Source organism: Streptomyces lacaronensis (genome assembly GCF_047337785.1).
Classification (GTDB): domain Bacteria; phylum Actinomycetota; class Actinomycetes; order Streptomycetales; family Streptomycetaceae; genus Streptomyces; species Streptomyces lycopersici.
The window spans coordinates 621,864-638,527 of the sequence record NZ_JBLHDK010000003.1; the positions used below are offsets into that span (position 1 = coordinate 621,864).

General features: G+C 68.0%; 12 protein-coding genes and 1 pseudogene. 5 read left to right on the forward strand and 8 right to left on the reverse strand.

The annotated features are described in order from the left end of the window. The first annotated feature begins 60 nt into the window (after window positions 1-60). Window positions 61-984: a LysR family transcriptional regulator gene (locus ACMTAK_RS03900; protein WP_413804826.1), complete on the forward strand. Its 924-nt coding sequence runs from the start codon at window positions 61-63 to the stop codon at window positions 982-984. A 55-nt stretch (window positions 985-1,039) separates the two neighbouring features. Here ACMTAK_RS03900 and ACMTAK_RS03905 read toward each other — a convergent pair. From ACMTAK_RS03905 to ACMTAK_RS03930, 6 genes and pseudogenes are all read right to left on the reverse strand, one after another. After that, window positions 1,040-2,022: pseudogene (locus ACMTAK_RS03905) on the reverse strand (IS5 family transposase). A gap of 59 nt (window positions 2,023-2,081) precedes the next feature. After that, entirely contained in the window at window positions 2,082-3,317 is a 1,236-nt protein-coding gene (locus ACMTAK_RS03910; RefSeq protein WP_413812788.1) for an MFS transporter, read from the reverse strand. A 141-nt stretch (window positions 3,318-3,458) separates the two neighbouring features. Beyond that, window positions 3,459-4,616: a serine hydrolase domain-containing protein gene (locus tag ACMTAK_RS03915; protein WP_413804827.1), complete on the reverse strand. Its 1,158-nt coding sequence runs from the start codon at window positions 4,614-4,616 to the stop codon at window positions 3,459-3,461. A gap of 319 nt (window positions 4,617-4,935) precedes the next feature. After that, on the reverse strand, window positions 4,936-5,568 hold the full coding sequence (locus ACMTAK_RS03920; protein ID WP_413804828.1) for a GNAT family N-acetyltransferase: 633 nt from the start codon (window positions 5,566-5,568) through the stop codon (window positions 4,936-4,938). Between the two features lie 418 nt (window positions 5,569-5,986). Then, complete coding sequence (locus ACMTAK_RS03925; protein WP_413804829.1) at window positions 5,987-6,637, reverse strand: DJ-1/PfpI family protein; 651 nt, start codon at window positions 6,635-6,637, stop codon at window positions 5,987-5,989. Window positions 6,638-6,761: 124 nt separating this feature from the next. Continuing rightward, window positions 6,762-7,829 carry an alpha/beta hydrolase gene (locus tag ACMTAK_RS03930; protein WP_413804830.1) on the reverse strand — a complete coding sequence of 356 codons (1,068 nt, stop codon included), beginning with the start codon at window positions 7,827-7,829 and terminating at the stop codon, window positions 6,762-6,764. Between the two features lie 287 nt (window positions 7,830-8,116). Between ACMTAK_RS03930 and ACMTAK_RS03935 the strand changes: the two genes are divergently transcribed. Continuing rightward, entirely contained in the window at window positions 8,117-8,824 is a 708-nt protein-coding gene (locus tag ACMTAK_RS03935) for an alpha/beta hydrolase (RefSeq protein WP_413804831.1), read from the forward strand. A 133-nt stretch (window positions 8,825-8,957) separates the two neighbouring features. Here ACMTAK_RS03935 and ACMTAK_RS03940 read toward each other — a convergent pair whose 3' ends face one another. Further along, on the reverse strand, window positions 8,958-11,384 hold the full coding sequence (locus ACMTAK_RS03940) for an RICIN domain-containing protein (protein WP_413804832.1): 2,427 nt from the start codon (window positions 11,382-11,384) through the stop codon (window positions 8,958-8,960). A gap of 231 nt (window positions 11,385-11,615) precedes the next feature. Between ACMTAK_RS03940 and ACMTAK_RS03945 the strand changes: the two genes are divergently transcribed. After that, a complete protein-coding gene (locus tag ACMTAK_RS03945) occupies window positions 11,616-13,244 on the forward strand; it encodes a pyridoxal phosphate-dependent decarboxylase family protein (protein WP_413804833.1) in 1,629 nt (542 codons plus the stop codon). 207 nt (window positions 13,245-13,451) lie between these two features. On the opposite strand, the gene ACMTAK_RS03950 is transcribed toward ACMTAK_RS03945, so the two are convergent. After that, the gene (locus ACMTAK_RS03950; RefSeq protein ID WP_413804834.1) at window positions 13,452-15,083 is read right to left on the reverse strand and encodes a CocE/NonD family hydrolase; all 1,632 of its coding nucleotides are present in this window, start codon (window positions 15,081-15,083) and stop codon (window positions 13,452-13,454) included. A gap of 296 nt (window positions 15,084-15,379) precedes the next feature. Between ACMTAK_RS03950 and ACMTAK_RS03955 the strand changes: the two genes are divergently transcribed. Together ACMTAK_RS03955 and ACMTAK_RS03960 are read left to right on the forward strand one after the other, a co-directional pair. Further along, on the forward strand, window positions 15,380-15,838 hold the full coding sequence (locus ACMTAK_RS03955) for a MarR family winged helix-turn-helix transcriptional regulator (RefSeq protein ID WP_413804835.1): 459 nt from the start codon (window positions 15,380-15,382) through the stop codon (window positions 15,836-15,838). Between the two features lie 127 nt (window positions 15,839-15,965). Beyond that, window positions 15,966-16,424, forward strand: coding sequence for an Lrp/AsnC family transcriptional regulator (locus tag ACMTAK_RS03960; RefSeq protein ID WP_413804836.1), 459 nt, complete (start codon window positions 15,966-15,968; stop codon window positions 16,422-16,424). Window positions 16,425-16,664: the final 240 nt, after the last annotated feature.

The following is a 16,664-nucleotide window of genomic DNA, read 5'->3' on the forward strand; positions in this document are numbered from 1 at the left end:
GGCCTCCAGGTCTTCCCTCGACAACAATCATGTTCTGAAGGTCTGCGATAAAATTTACGAATGGCTTCTCTTCGCGCGTTGGAATGCCTCGTCGCGGTCGCGGACACCGGATCGATCACCCAGGCCGCACTGCTGCTGCATTCCTCGCAGCCCGCCGTCTCCCATCAGATCGCCTCGCTGGAACGCGAGACCCGAACGGCCCTGCTGCGCCGCGAACCCCGGGGGGTCAAGCTCACCCCCGCGGGACGTGCCGCCGTCGCCGACGCCAGGCGGGCGATCGAGGCAGCCGCCTCCGCGGTCAGGTCAGCACGTGCGGCCGGTCAGGCCGCCGGAGGAATGCTGAGGCTGGCCTGCGCACAGAGCCTCAGCGTCGCCCTGCTCGCCCCGGTGATCCACGAATGGCACCGCCGCCATCCGGAAGTGGCGATCACCCTGCGCGAGTCCACCGCGATGGACGAACTGCTCCGGTTCGTCGACTCCGACGAGGTCGACGTGGCGCTGCTGCCCGGCTCCCCACCGGGCAACTTCACGATCACCGCCGTCGCCGAGGAGGAGATCGTATTGACCGCGCCCGCCGGCCACCCGCTGGCCGAGCGGCCGGCCGTGCGTCTGGAGGACCTCGAGGGCGCGCCGCTGGTCCACTTCGCACCGGACAACGGCCTCAGCGGTTGGCTGGACGGGGCCCTGGCCCGTGCCGGAGTCCACCCCGAGACCGTGATGCGGACCTCGGTGACCACCGCGGCACCACAACTCGCCGCCGCCGGCCTGGGAATCGCCGTGAGCCCGGTCAGCGCGGTCAGCGACGGCTTCCCCGGCGCGGTGCGCTCGTTCACCCCACGGTGGGTCAGGCAGTTGGTCGCGGTGACATCCGGCGAACCCGACCCCCTCCTCACCCGCTTCCTCGCCCACCTGCGCGGCCACGGCGTACATGTACCTCGCGACGTACGGAATCAGCTGGACTCCGACTCGACATCCGGCCGCTAGGGTCCTTCTGACGGATCTCCGTCAGAAGGACCCTAGGGACTGTCTCCAGTTGTGATCATTGGGCTTTCAGGATGCTGCTGATCCAGATGGTCGCTGCGCGGAGATGGAGTCCGGCGAGGTAGCTCTCGGGCGTCTTGTCGTAGCGGGTCGCGATGCCTCGCCAGTCCTTCATCCTGTTGATGGCCCGCTCGACCGTGTTGCGGTCGCGGTAGAGATCGGCATTGTGGGTGACGGGCCTGCCGCCCCGGCTGCCTTTCTTCCTGCGGTTGGCGGCCTGGTCCCTCTTCTCCGGGATGACTGCCTTGATGCGGCGTTTGCGCAGATGGGCTCGGTTGGCGCGGGAGGAGTAGGCCTTATCACCGGCCACGGCAGCCGGCCGGGTGCGGGGACGGCCGACCGGCAGACGGACCCGTACCTTGCTCAGAACCGGGATGAACTGCGGGCTGTCGGCGGCCTGTCCGGCGGTCAGAAGGAGCGCCATCGGCCGGCACCGCCGGTCGGCAGCCAGGTGGATCTTGCTGGTCAGCCCGCCGCGCGACCGTCCGAGCAGGGCGGCCTTCAGCCGGGCCCGCCGTCGTAAGCGGATGCGCCGGCGTTCGGCCCGGACCGGATCGCTTTCGCCGTCCTGCCCGCCTTGTCCCTGCGATGCTCCCCCTTTTGCGAGGCTGCCTCCTCGAGTGCGGCCAGAGTCTGTTCGCTGACCCGCATGCCGGCGGCGTCGTGATGGGCCCGCGTGGTGGTGGAGTCCACGCTGACCAGGGACATGTCGATCTCGTCCCTGCGGGCGGCCTCGGCGATCGCTTCGTCCAGCAGGGTCTGGAAGACGCCCGCGTCCCGCCATCGCATGAAGCGGTTGTAGACGGTCTGCCAGGCGCCGAACCGCTCGGGCATCTCTCTCCACTGGCTGCCGGTGCGGAACCGCCAGATCACCCCCTCGAACTGCTCACGCAGCCGCTCGGGGTATGGGCCGAACCTGCCGACCGGCAGGAACGGCTCGATGAACTCCCACTCAAGGTCCGTGAGTTGCGCACGCGTCACAGCACAGTCTTATCGGACCGGCCCCCACCCCGGGGCTTGATCACAACCGGAGACAGTCCCTAGCCCTCGGCACGCTTCAGGCCGCGCACGGCCGGGATTGCCAGCAGCAGGGCACAGGCGACGAGCGCCATCGACGCGGACACGCGCAGCAGCGGCACCGTCCCCACGACGGCCGCGAGCGGCCCCGCCAGGGCCTGCCCGACTGGCTTCATCACCAGCGAGCCTGCCGCGTCGTACGCGTGCACCCTGCCGAGGACGTCCTGCGGGATGTGCGTCTGTACGCTCGTGTGGAACATGACGATCCAGAACGCCATGCCCACACCGCTCACCCCGTAGCACCCGGCGATGAGCGGCGCGGGAAGGCCGAGAGCGACGCCCAACGGCATGAGCGCCCAAAGGATCATGGAGAGGGCGCCGGCCCGGAGCGGATACCGCGGGCGGAACCTGATCGCGACGATCCCGCCCAGCACACTTCCCACCCCGAGGGACGACATGACCAAGCCGAACGTCGATGTTCCGTAGTCGGTGACGAGTGTGCTGTTGCCGAGGGTCATGGTGGGGCCGGCGCCGGCCAGTTGCCAGAGCATGAAGACGACGATGACGCTCCACAGCCAGGTCCTGGCCCGGAACTCCCGCCATCCCTCGACGAGATCGGCCCGGAACGACGATTCGCCGTCCCGCGCGGGCGGGCCCATCGGGACCGAGCGGAGCAGGAGCAGGCAGGCGCCGCTGACCCCGTAGGTCAGGGCGTCGAGGGCGACCACCGTCGCCGGTGAGGAGATCGCCAGCAGCAGGCCGGCCAGCGACGGGCCGATCACGGCGGTGACGGACTCCGAGATGCGGAGGGTGGCGTTGGCCTTCTGTACGTCCTGGGCTATGCGCGGGGTGATGCTGGCGACTCCCGGCTGGAAGATCGCGCTGCCCGCCCCGATCAGGGCCAGCAGCGCCAGGATCTGCCACAGCGGCGGCGTACCCAGCAGGAACAGCAGCGCGAGTACCGCCTGAGAGCACAGCCGAGCCGTGTCCGAGACGACCATCAGCCGTCGGGCGCCGAAGCGGTCGGACAGCACCCCGCCAAAGATGATCAGTGCTGCGAACGGCGCTACGAGCGCGGCGAGCGCATAGCCCACCCCACTCGCCCCGTAGCCCGCCCGGAGCACGGCGGCCGTGATCGCGACGGGGAGCATCGCGTCGCCCAGCAGAGAGGTGGTACGGGCGGTGAAGAACAGCCGGAAGTCCGCGCTCCACAGCGACGGATCAGACGAGGTCTCCTTGACTTGCAGGTCACGGGCCATGTCCGAGCCAGCCACCGCACACCGCCCCATGTATGCCGTTGATCCCGACCGGTGCGACAGTGTTGTGCCTCGGCCGTCCCCCAGTCAACGGCATATGTTCGACAAGCTCGTTCAGCACGTAAGCGCGTTGGGAGAGGCCGCCTAGGAGCGGGTCCGGCACAGTTGCTGGTCCACGAGTGTGCTCATGGCCCGCTGGGTGTCCTGGCCGCCGTCACTGGTGACGTACACCACGGCGGTCCGGGTCCCGTCCCGGGTGACGCCACCCCAGGTGTGATAGCCGAGCAGTTCGCCCGGGTGACCGAAGTAGCTGCCGCCACAGGAAAGCGGGATCTCGCCCAGACCGAGTCCATACCTCACGCCCAGCTCGGGCGCGGGCGTGGTGGTCGTCATCTCGTCGAGCTGCGCCGGAGCCAGCAGACGGCCGCCGAGCAGTGCGGTGTAGAACCGGTTCAGGTCGTGCGCGGTGCTGATGATCGACCCGGAACCGACGGCCATACTCGGATTGAGTGTCGTGACGTCGATGCTTTTGTCGGTGCCGAACGCGGCGTAGCCGTGGGCGTGCGGGCCCAGGATGGACGGGAAGGTGCCGGGCGTACTGGTGTCCCTCAGGTCCAGCGGGCGGATGATTCGGTCGTTCACCTCCCGTGCCCAGGTGCGGCCGGTGACCTCGTGAATGATCATTGCGGCGAGAATGTAGTTGGTGTTGGAGTACGACCAGTCAGTGCCCGGGGGGAAGTTGGGAGGGTGCCGCATCGCCGTCCCCACCAACTCTTCGGGCGTGTAGTTGCGGAACCGCTCGGCTCGATAGCCGTCCGCGCCGTTCAACGCGGGTATCTCCGGCTCGACGTCGGGGATGCCGCTGGTGTGTCGCAGCAGCTGTCGCACGGTGATCCGGCCGCCGTCGTTGCCGTTGCCCCGGACCACTCCCGGCAGCCACTGCTCGACGGTGTCCTCCAGGGACATTCGCCCCTCACCGACGAGTTGCAGCACGACCGTGGCGGTGAAGGTCTTGGTGGCGCTGCCGATCCGGAGCCTGCCATTGTGCGGCATCTGCCTCCCGGTGCCCCTCTCGGCCGTCCCGGCGCGTGCGCTGTCATGTGTGTGCGGTGACGTGACCTCGGCGGAGACACCGACGGCCCCGGTGTCGTGGGTCGCGTCCACCTGCTGTTGAAGCGGATCGGCCTGCTGGGCCTGCCGGGGTTTCGCCGACGCCGTCAGCCCGGTCGATGCGGCGAGGAGGACCGCCGCCAGGCCGGTCAGGACAAGTGGGCCTCGCCGACGCGCTCCTGACATCTGCATGAGTTCCCCTTTTCTGTTCAGGTCGCCCGCGCGTTGAGGAAACGCTCAGGCTGTGGCGCGCGGCGGCTTCGCCCCCGGAGCCGGTGGTCGACGACCATCCCACCAGCGGAGAGCGGATCGGCCCATCCGGCTATCCCCCTGACATGCCGATGCGCTGTCCTCAGGGCGGTGCCTGGGGCTACCCCTAGGCAGCTGCCAGACCCCGCACCGGCCCGGCAGCGCGATATGGGCACCGGGTCAGTGCGGATGCCGATCGCTCAGGGCTCCGTCCTGCTCGGCCCCTGCCGACACGGTGTACCCGATCCGGGTGGCGGTGGCGTCAGGGAGTGCGGAAGCCGCGAAAGGTCACATGCTTCCGGCTCGCGAATCCGAGCCGTTCGTAGAGCGCGATCGCGCCGGTGTTCGTCTCGGCCACGTGCAGGAAGGGGCGTTCGTTCCGGGCCAGGACGCGGGCGACGAGGGCACTGATCAGGCGGGCGGCGTGGCCTCGTCCGCGTGCCTCGGGGGCCGTGCAGACGGCACTGATCTCGGTCCACCCCGGAGGCCGGAGCCGTTCGCCCGCCATGGCCACCAGTCTGCCGCCGTCGCGGATGCCGAGGTAGGTGCCGAGTTCGCGGGTGCGCGGCCAGAACGGTCCCGGTTGGGTCCGTGCGACCAGGTCGAGCATCTGGGGCACATCGGCAGCGCCGAGTTCGGCCACGTCGGTGCCGGTCGGGGCAGGAGCCTGGCCGGGGCGGCCGTTGCCGGGCCAGATCATCTGCCGGCCTTCGAGGACGAAAACCTGCTCCCAGTCCGGAGGAGGGGACGCCTGGCAGCTGAACATGTCGGCGAACGCGTCCCGTCTCCCGCCGAGCGCCGCCGGGTGATCTCCGCGGTATGCCCCGCGGGATTCGCCGACCTGCTGGGATGCGATCCGGCCGGAGCGGACGTGCTCGCCGTGGACGGCAAGCACCTCCGTGGCTCCCGCCGCGACAGCGCACCCGCTGGCCGCCATGACCGGTGCCGGAGAAGCGTCAATCAGCCGCGTGTCCCGGCCAAGACCAACGAAATCCCCCGCTTCGCCTGCCTGTTGCCAGGGTCGCGGCGTAGGTGGTTTTGTCGCGGTTGGCGAATGACCGGCCGGCGAAAGTGGCTTTGCGGAAGGAAAGTGGCTTTGCGGAAGATGCGCCACCAGCTGTCCTGGAGGTTGAGCCGGCAGGCGCCGACGGGGATGAAGGCGTGGTGGACGCGGTGGTCGTCCTCCAGCCAGGTCCGGGTGGACAGGCTGTTGTGGGAGTACAGGTTGTCGGTGACGACCAGATCTCCCGGTGCGGGTTGACGTCCTCGACAGCCGGTGCAGCATATGTGCAGCGGCTGTCGAAGGTGCACCGTCAGGCAGAGACCACCGGGGCTCCGGTTGCGCTCCAGACCGTGCCCCGGCGCTCGTGCCGCATCAGTTCACCGACCGCGTGCGCAATGCGGGGCCCGATCTCACGCTCGACCAGGTGCAGCGCCACGTCTACGCCGGAGGTGACGTTGCCGCAGCTGACCAGGTCGCCGTCGTCGACAACGCGGGCCTCCACCGGAACCGCCTTCGTGCCGGCCAGGTCCTCTCCCCGTTCATGGGTCACCAAGGGACGTCCGTCGGCCAGGCCCGCGTGGGCGATCAGGATCGAGCCTCCGCACACGGTCACGACGGTCGTGCCCTGGTGGGCAAGCGCCTCACGCAGCAGGTCCGGCAGGCCCGTGCGTCCGGCCTCCGCGAGAATCCGGCCGATGCTGCCGTCGACGTCCGGGTCCATCGACAAGCTTCCCGCGGCGCCAGGAACGACGATCAGACCTTCCTTGTTCGCGTCCACAGCGGACGTGGCGCTGAGCGTGATCGACGGGAAGCCGCTGGGCACCTCTCGCGCCCCTTCGGCACTGACGAACTCGGTGGACACCAACCCTCCGGAGAACTCGCCCGCGGAGTGAAAGACCTCGAAGGGGCCGAGGACATCGAGAGGGTCGAATCCGTCGTAGAGCGCGATCTGCACATGCATGGCACAACTCCTTGTCATCAGAAAAAACGCTGTCGTCCAGGAGGCGATGTCATCGGGGAATAACGGTGTCTTGTGATGTCTTCCGGCAAAACGGCGCCTCGGCCGGACAGCGCCGGGAACCGGGTCAGTCCAGCATCCGGCGCAGGGCGTCGGCGCTCGCGTCGGCGGCGTGACCGAACCGGAAGCCGAGATGGACGAACGGCAGGAAACCGTGGGGAAGGTCCGGCTCGCGCACAGCCGTGACCGCAACGCCCGCGGCGCGCAGCTTCTCCGCGTACAGCTCCCCTTCATCGCGCAAGGGGTCGAATCCGGCGGTGACGAGATGAGCCGGTGGAGTCCCGGCCGCGACCGTGCCGTAGAGCACCGACACGAGCGGGTCCGTGCGGTCCACCCCGGGCGGTAGGTAGTGGTCCTGGAACCAGACGATGTCCTCATCGGTCAGCAGGAACCCTTGGCCGAACAGATCGCGGGACCGGTGGCGGGCCGCCAGATCGGTGGCCGGATACAGCAGCCATTGCCCCGCCGGGACCGGGCCACGACCGCGGTCGGCCGCGCGGCGGGCCGTCACCGCGGCGAGCGTCGCCCCCGCGCTGTCCCCACCCACCACGATCCGCTCCGGGTCGATGCCGAGTTCCTCCGCCCGTGCGGCCGTGTCGTCGAACGCGGCCAGCGCGTCGTCCACCGCCGCGGGGAACGGGTCTTCCGGCGCGAGCCGGTAGTCCACCGACAGCACCCGGTGGCCGCTGCGTTCAGCGAGGAACCTTGCCACGTGGTCGTAGCCGGCGCGACTGCCGATCACCCAGCCCCCGCCGTGGAAGAACACCAGCGCACCCGACGCCCCACGACAGGACGCAGGCTCGTACAGGGTCGCCTCCAGCAACCCCTGCGCGCCGTGAAGACACACTTCCGACACCGACACCGCCCGCGACGGGCGCCGGCCGGCACGCAACATCGGCGCGCCGCGCTCGAGCGCCGCGCGGGACAACTCTGGCGAGTCATCGACCACCAGCGCCGATCTCTTGCCGCCCAGGGCCCGGATCAGCAGGCGCGCGTCAACCGCCAACCGCGCACCATCGACGACGACCTCAGGACCCGCCATCACCGCCCGCACCCGGGCCGGTAGCCGACCCAGCAGCCCGACAGCGAACTCCTGCGCCCGCACCGCAACCGGCACCCGGGGTGTGTTCCACATCCCAAACCTCTCGATGACTTACAGTTTGACTGTAACTTAGTTTCAGGCAGACTGTAACCCAGCGGGAAGGGAACATGCCAGCGGATGTGGAGGTGAGCGGGAGCACGTGCAGAGACACGAAGTCGCGTCCCCGGCCACCGGTGAATAAGGCGTTTCTGGCGATGGCGCTCGCTCGCGGGCCAGGGAACACATCGAGGCTCGCCTCAGCGACCGGCTCGCCGATGCCCTGCACCCCGCACTGGCGCAATTCCCCGCACCGCAGGAAACGCATCACGGAAAGAAGATTGATGACGCCTCCCATGGACGCCGAGATCGCGGCCGTGCTGGCCCCGACGCTCAAGGCGATGAAGTCCGCCCCACCCCTGGAACCCGGCGACTGGCGAACCAGGCGAGAGCTGTTCGGCGCCGCACTGGCCGCGCAGGCCCACGCGCTCCCGGTACCTGCCGATGTCACCGTGACGCCCTGTTCGGCCACGGCCAAGGACGGCACCACGATCCCGATGCGCCTGTACCGGCGTGACGACACCCGCCCGTCGTCGCTGGCCGTCTACATCCACGGCGGCGGGATGTTCCTCGGCAGCCTCGACACCCACGACACACGGTGCCGCATCTACACCCACCTGTCCGGGGTCGCGCTGCTTTCGGTCGGCTACCGGCTCGCACCCGAGCACCCCCACCCCATCCCCGTGGAGGACTGCTATGCCGCCCTGCGCTGTTCCGTGGACAACGCTCCCGGCCTCGGCATCGGCCCCGCCCGCATCGCGATCATGGGCGACAGCGCCAGCGGCGGACTCGCCGCCGCAGCCGCTCTCCTCGCCCGAGATCGCCGGGGGTCTCGGCCGCGCCGGCGTCCCAGTCGAGCTCGTCCAGTATCCGGCAGTGCCCCACGGGTTCGACACCTTCGATCCCGCAGCGGCGGTCAGCCGCCGCGCCACAGACAACCGCGTACAGGCACTGAAAGCTCTCTGATCTCCAACCACCCGGCTTTCCTGTAGACGCTCTGATGGAAGAAACGATGAACGAGCGGTTCGTCCGCGAGGTCGGTGCCGTTGGTCGAGGCTCCGTGGCCGGTCAGGGCTGTTGCGACGGGCCAGTTCGGGATTCGTCCGGAGAGCGGCCGACCCCGTTTCACAAGAGCTTCCACAGGTGGTCCGTCGTTCCGCTGTCGTCGTACTGCACCACCTGTGCGCTGTTGGTGGTCGACATTCCGTCGACACCGAGTACTTTGCCGCTGTGTTTGTTGCGGATGCGGTACCAGCCGTCGCCGCTGTCGAGCAGTTGCCACAGGTGGTCGGCGGTGCCGTTGTCCTCGTACTGCACGACCCGGGCACTGTTGTCGGTGGACATCCCGTCGACACCGAGGACCTTGCCGCTGTTGCCATTGCGGATCAGGCACCAGCCGTCGCCCTGGTCCACCAGTTGCCAGGCGTGGTCGGCGGTGCCGTTGTCGTCGAACTGGACGACGCGGGCGCTGTTGGCGACCGACATCTGGTCCACGCCGAGGACCTTGTTGCTGTTCTGGTTCAGGACGCGGTGGAACGGCGGCTCTGGCGTCCAGGGCTTGCCGTCGGGTGAGGCGGTCGGGAAGGCGGTGATGCGCAGGCGTGCGGCGCCCATCGGGATCAGGGTGATGTCCTCGACGGCGGCGGTGCTGCGGGCGGGGCTCGGCTGGAGCGGGTTGACGACGCGCTGGCTGTCTGCGGTCCATGCGTCGATCCGGCGGGCTCGGGCGGTGATGCGGACCGGGGTGCCGGTCTGGGTGAAGGGGTCGCCGTCGAGCGGCCCGGGGTCGGCGGTGAAGCGTAGGCTGTCGGCGGCGTCGGGGGTCAGGCCGTAGTTCCACGGGGTGGTGGGGTGCACGGCGTACTCGGGGAAGTCGTCGGTGCCCGCGTAGCGCTCGTAGCGTTCGCCGATCCGCAGGGAGTAGGTGAGCGGGCCGCGGACGACGCTGACGGAGTCCTGGTTGGTATCCCAGGTGCGCACGGTGGTGTGCTGCGGCAGACGCAGGGTGACCCGGTCGCCGCGGGTCCACGTGCGGTGGATCCGGACGAAAGCGGGGCCCTTCCGTGCCGCCACCGGCTTGCCGTTGACGCGGATGTCCGGGCCGGTGCACCAGCCAGGGACACGCAGCAGGAGCGGGAAGGCGAGCGGCCTGGGCGTGGTGATGGTGAGGGTGACGCTCTCCTTGAACGGATAGTCGGTGTCCTCGGTGATGGTGATCTCGGTACCGTCGGCGACCTTGGCACGCACCACGCTCGGTGCGTACATCGCGGCGGCGAGCCCACGATCGGGCGTGGCGAGCCACAGCTCCTCGGTGAAGTAGGGCCAGCCCATGCCGTAGTTGTGCGGGCAACAGCGGTACTGGGTGACGCCTGGCTGGAAGGACTGCATCGCGAAGCCGTTCTGGAACTGGCCGAGGTTCTTGACGGCGTTGTCGAGGTCGATGCTGTTGGCACTGGTGATGTAGTGGACGCCGCGTCCGTGCGGATCGGTGGCGGCGGGCAGCAGGTTGAACGCCAGTTCCTCGCAGCGGTCGGCCCACACCGGGTCACCGGTGATGCGGGTGAGCAGTTCGTGGCTGGCCATGAACTCGACGATGCCGCAGGTCTCGAAGCCCTGCCGGGGGTCGCCGAAGCCGGGCCGGGCGTTCTCGTCACCGGCGAAGCCGCCACCGGGGAACTGGCCGTAGGCGCCCATCACGGTGGCGTAGTCACGGTACGTGGCCCGGGTGAGATCGGCGTCGCCCGAGCGCAGAGCGTACTGGGCGGGCTCGCGGAAGCCCTGGGCGATGTTGACGTTGTGCAGGTCGGGGAAGTTGTCGACCCAGTTGGCGCCGTAGCGGTGCATCTTGTCGGCCAAGTCGAGCAGGAAGGGCTCCCCGGTACGGTTGTACAGCCAGAAGGCGATGTCGAGGCCGTCGCCCCAGCGCTTGGATATCCAGCTGGTGTTGAAGGCGCCTGGGCCTTGGGCGTTCATGTAGCGCAGGAAGGCAAGCACCAACGGCACGATGTGTTCGTCCCCGGTGTGCTCCTCGTGGCTGCGCAGTGCCTGCAGCAGCGGCAGGTAAGGCCAGAAGTCCGGGCCGCCGCCCAGGGCGGTGCGCAGCCGGTTGGGGCCGAGGAAGCCGTCCGGCTGCCGGGTGGCGAGGATCGCGTCGATCCAGCGGCGGTTGGTGGCGATGGCGTCGTCGTCATCGGTCAGGACGGCGAGCCCGACGTGGCCGCGCAGCCAGTAGGTGACCTCCTCCCAACCCTCATTCTCGGGGTGGACCCAGCCGGAGTTGGCCATGTCGAGGTAGCGCGAGATCGCCGGATAGCGGCCGAACAGACCGTCACGCAATAGACGCAGCTGCCCGACGAGCCAGCCGCGCGGGGTGACGCTGCCGAGCGGCAGTTTCAGGAAGGCGGTAGGCGCGAGCGGGGCGGCGTTGGGGCCGTACAGACCGCCGCGCACCGGACTCTCGGCGACGGCCGAGACAGTGGTGTTGGCGAACAAGGCGGCGCTGCCGGCGGAGAGCGCGCCGGCACGGAGGAAATGTCGTCGGTCGAGGGTCACCGGTGCTCCTTGGACGATGGTCCGGATGCGCACGCGGACGCGGGCATCGAATCGACAGGGCACGCACTGTTCAACGTCGGATTTTGGGGCGACGTGTTCGCATATGTGGGATTGGGCTAGTCGGCATGACAACATGCCGCACGCCCCGCCGTACAGGTCCATGCCAAGACTTCTTCGATCGTGGCGCGGTGCTGGACCTCCGTCTCCCCGTGCAGCAGCGCAAAGAAGCCCGTGCCGTTCGCCAGCCACCCATTCGCCATCAGGTGCGTGAGAATTGCGCGATCTGGCCTGTTCAAGGCAGCACATGCTAATGGCAGGGTCCACTGGCGGCATCTTTGGCATCGCCTGCGCGGCCATGACGGCTACCGTGCCCGTGGAGACTTTGCCCAGGTATTTGGAGCCACTATGAATGACGAGCCGGTGCTGAGCCTTGACGAGGACAGCAGGGAGGTGGCGGGCAGGCTGCTCGTCTCGTTCCTGGACGAGTACGAGCGTTCCGCTGCGCAGCGTCCCCTCGTTCCGGACGTGGACCGTGACGTTCTCTCCAGCCTGCTGGAGACACCGTTCCCGGACGAGGGGATCGGGGTCGAGGGACTCTTCCGCGAGATCGATCAGAAGGTCCTTCCGAACTCGACCACGGTGGCTCACCCGCGGTTCCTTGCCTACGTACTCGGCCCGCCCAACGGCATCGCGCCATACGCCGAGGCGATCGCTTCCGCCATCAACCAGAACTGCAACTTCTGGCAGCTGTCGCCGGCCGCGAGCGTGATCGAGCGGGCCGTCATCGGATGGCTGGCCGGGCTGTTCGGCTACGGCGATCAGGCGGGCGGCATCCTGACCGGGGGCGGTTCGATCGCCACGCTCAACGCCTTGACGACTGCCCTGCACGCCCGGCGCCCAGCCTTTCGCGACGAGGGACTTCAGACAGCCGCTCCCCGGCTTGTGGTGTACACCTCCGCCGAAGCACATCGGTGTGTCGACAAGGCCGCGGCCATTTTGGGCATCGGGTTGGACAATGTCCGCCGCATTCCCGCGGACGACCGCTACCGGATGCGCGTCGATGCCCTGGAGGAGGCGATTCACGCTGACCGCGAGGCCGGGCTGGAGCCATTCTGCGTCGTGGCCACCTCGGGAACGGTCACCAGCGGTTCCATCGATCCGATCGCCTCGATAGCCGATGTGTGCACGCGGCAGGACCTGTGGCTGCACATCGACGGGGCCTACGGAGCACTGTTCGTACTCTCCGACAGCAAGCGCGAGACATTCGAGGCATGCGGCCGAGCGGACTCCATCGCACTCGACCCCCACAAGCTGCTGTTCGCCTCCCTGGAAGCGGGCTGTCTACTGGTACGCGACCGCACCAAACTGGCGCAAGCCTATGCGTTCTCCTCCTCGTACCTCACCGTGGAGGAGGACTCACTGATGATCGACTACATGGACTACGGCCCCCAGTTGTCCCGCGACTTCAAGGCCCTCAAGGTCTGGAGCGCCCTGCAGGCCTTCGGTATCCAGACCTTCCGGTCCGTGATCGACCGCATGCTCGGCCTCGCCCGATACATGGCCGACCGCATCGATGCGGAGCCGGATCTGGAACTGATGGCGCCCGTTCCACTCACCGCCGTCTGCTTTCGGGTCAAGGGCGCCACCGAAGCCGACCACACCGCCATACTCGGCGCCCTCATCGAGGAGGGCACCGCGCTCCTCGGCCCGGCACGGCTCGACGGCCGGTACGGCATGCGCGCCTGCGTCACCAACTACCGCACCACCCATGCCGACATCGACCTCATCGTCGCCCGCCTCTCCGAAATCGCCCGCCGCCACCGTGAGGCAGCGACCGACACGGCGGTGGCAGCCCGATGAGCGGCGGTACCGGCCGGGCACCCGGTGCTATGACTCGTTCCGAGCGCAGACGGCCGACCAGCTCAACGGACAGGCCGGCCAGGACGTGGGCGAGGCGGGTGACGTCGTAAGCGCTGCGCCGGTGGGTCCGCCAGACCGAGACCGGCCTGGGCGAACGGGATGACCGGCGCCAAGATCGAGACGGACCCGACGGAGCGCTTCAGGTGCTCACGTCGCCTGGTGGTCCGCAGCAGGGATAACTGGCAGCAGAAGGTGGGAGTCCAGTTCGCCGCCGGAGTGCACGGTGTTGATTCCGCGGAAGGCGGTTTCGGACCGATCCTGCTCGTCATTGTGACGGAAACGGCTGGGATCGCTTCGGTCAGCGGCCTGGACGACCAGACCAAGCCGATGCCCCTTGGCGAACACCATGCTGGTGGGCAGGATCTCCACGGAGGCCGGCACAGGAGTGCCCGGCTCCAGGGGGAGGCGCTCCGTGTGCGGGTGGTAGGGGCGGTAGGGCAGAGATTTTTCCTCGTCGAGTGCACGGTGCGAGACGCGAAGCCAGCCCTTGACGACCGGTCCGCGGTTGCCGACGCCGGAGGCGTCCTCGAAGGTGACCTCCTTGCCTTCGGGGTCGACGTTGATGAGCGTGACAAACAGGTCCATGTCCCGCGTGTCGGCCTCGACCCACACATGAAGGGCGGACGGGCCTGTGACCTCGATGTCCTCGGGGAAGGGCGCGGTGAGGAAGACAGTGCCGCCCTCGGGTGCCCGATAGCTCACCTCGCTGCGACGGTCGGGCTGTTCAGTGCCCAGGCTTCCGGTGGCGCCGTCCAGATAGAACTTCGTCCACCGGGTGCGGGCGATGGGCCACTCGTTCTCGGCGCGGAAGCGACCGCCGCCATAAGAGTCCCGGATGAATAGCTTCACCGGCGGCTCGTCCCGCCAGGCGCTGGCATCGTCCTTGAGCCAGCGGTCCAGGAAGCTCTTCTGATACTTCCGGGATTCCTCGGTATAGAAGGGGGTGAAATGGTTCCCACTGTGGATTTCCAGCCACTTGTGCGCCGAGCCGACAGCGGTGAAGCCCTCGGTATTGCCGCGAAGATGCAGCTGGAAGCTGGTCCAATTGCCGGCCGACAGCACCGGTACCTGAATCTTCGACAGATCGGCGTCTGCTGCGGTGTAAGTCTCGTCCAGCAGCGGGTGATCGCGGAATCGCTGCGGCAAGTCCACGTTCTTGGCCACTACGTGGCCGGGGTTGTCGGCACCCGCCGGCAGCGCGTTCTGGTTGCCAGTGATCTGCCGGACCCACCAGGCGTCAGTGAACTCGTTGGACAGAATGCCGCCGTGGTGGGACCAGTCGCGGTAGATGTCGACGGCGCCCTCCCACGGCACGATGGCGGCCAGATGCGGGGGCTGGAGGGAGGCGACGTGCCACTGGCCGATGGCGTAGTAGGAGATGCCCAGCAGCCCCACCTTGCCGTTGCTCCATTCCTGCACGCCGGCCCATTCGATGGCGTCGTAGTAATCTTCTCGCTCCTGGCGGCTGAAGAGATCCATCTGGCCTGGTGAATGCCCGGTGCCTCGCTCGTCGACCCGGATGACCACGTAGCCCCGGGGTACCCACCACTCGGGATTGGCGGTCTCCCAGTTCATATAGGGGCCGCGTTCGTCGACGATGGAGTACGCGCCTGCGTTGAAGTCCTCGAAGTGGATGTCCTTGCCGTACGGGCCGTGAGTCATGATCACGGGATAGCGGCCGGGCTCGGAGGGGCGAAAGACATCTGCGCGGAGCGGCGTGCCGTCTCGTGTCTCGATGACAACGTCCTTGTCCAAGGTGAACGGAACTGGGGCGGGCATGGCATTCCTCCTGGATGCGCCTCGGTCTCTGGTCTGGCAGGAGGCCGAGAATCAAATGCGTGGGTGCCAAACGCGGATGACCGCTGAGGCGGTGCAGCTCGCGTGCCGATCACCCGGCCTCTCGTCACATTCGCGCCTGCGCGAACACGTTCGCCGTACTACGGCCGGGTTCATGGCAGCGATGCTGTCGATTCGGGCTGATCCGACAGGCAGCACCGTCTTGATGTCAGCCAACGTATCAGCTAACTGATACATTGCCCAGACGTAGACTTGACGCGAGAGCGGGAGGAGAGTCAGTGGTAGAGGACTTCGGCCAGCGGCTGCCGTACATGATGCGCATGGTCAGCACCGCACTCTCACAGCAGCTCGACCGCACGCTGCGCAAGTTCTCGCTCACTCACGCGCAGCTAGCGGCCCTCGCTCAGCTCGGGCTCGAAAAGCCCAACGGGCTGTCCGGCGCGGAACTCTGCCGTCGCGCAGGAGTCACCGCGCAGTCGATGTCGAGCGCCATCGCCTCACTACTCGACCGAGGCCTGGTGGTGCGCGCCCCCCACCCCACACACGGCCGCATCCTCGACGTGCGGATCACCGAGTCAGGTCTGGACCTCCTCGAGCGTGCCCAAGCGGCAACCAAGGCTGTCGAGGACAGGGCTCTGGCGACCCTGACGGCCGCGCAGCAGCGTGAGCTCCGCGCTCTGATGCGGCAGATCATGGCCGACATGGATCTCTATCTTCCCGAGGTGTCCGGCTCTTGAGTCCTTGTCGAGGCGAGTCGACCAGTCTCCATGGTGGGCAACCTGGTACCGGGCACGCCGGCCACAACACCGCCACATGTGACACCAAAGGCGCCCATGCCGACGGCTCTCCCTAGCATGGTGCGCCATGGACAAGATAGATCGAGCAATTCTCGCGCATTTGATGAAGAATGGTCGGCTCGCGAACACCGAGCTGGCCGACCTCGTGGGCCTGTCCCCCTCTCCGTGCCTGCGCAGGGTGCGACAGCTCGAACGCAGCGGCGTGATCACCGGCTACCACGCGGCGGCCGATCCGGCCGCCATCGGCCGCGGCTTCCACGTACTGCTGCATGTTCAAATGGCGGTCCAGGACCGAGCCACCATCGAAGCGTTCGAAATGGCAGTCGCCCAACTCGACGAGGTAACCCAGTGCCTGCGGATGTTCGGCCAGCCCGACTACCTCCTATGGATCGCGGTACCTGACATCCAGTCCTACGAGGCCCTGTACATGGCAGAACTCACCGGCCTGCCCGGGGTGGCACGAACCAACTCGCAATTCGTTATGAAAACCGTCAAAATCACTCCCGGCTTGTCCATACCCTCATAGAGTCGGCTTCGGGGAATACGTGCCGCACTACGGATTTCGCGGCCCCCTCCGAGGCCACGGTGCCCGGCCATTGGGGTCGCGGACGAAGAACCGCCGCACACCCCACTCCTCGTCCGCTGGACGGTGTGGTGGAGGCCGTCGCCGCACCGCTCGCAGTGACGCATCCGATGGACAACGTCTCCTGATCAGACGTGGCGCCGGATTCCACTGCTCCGGGTGTTGAGGTGCTGTCGAAGGGAC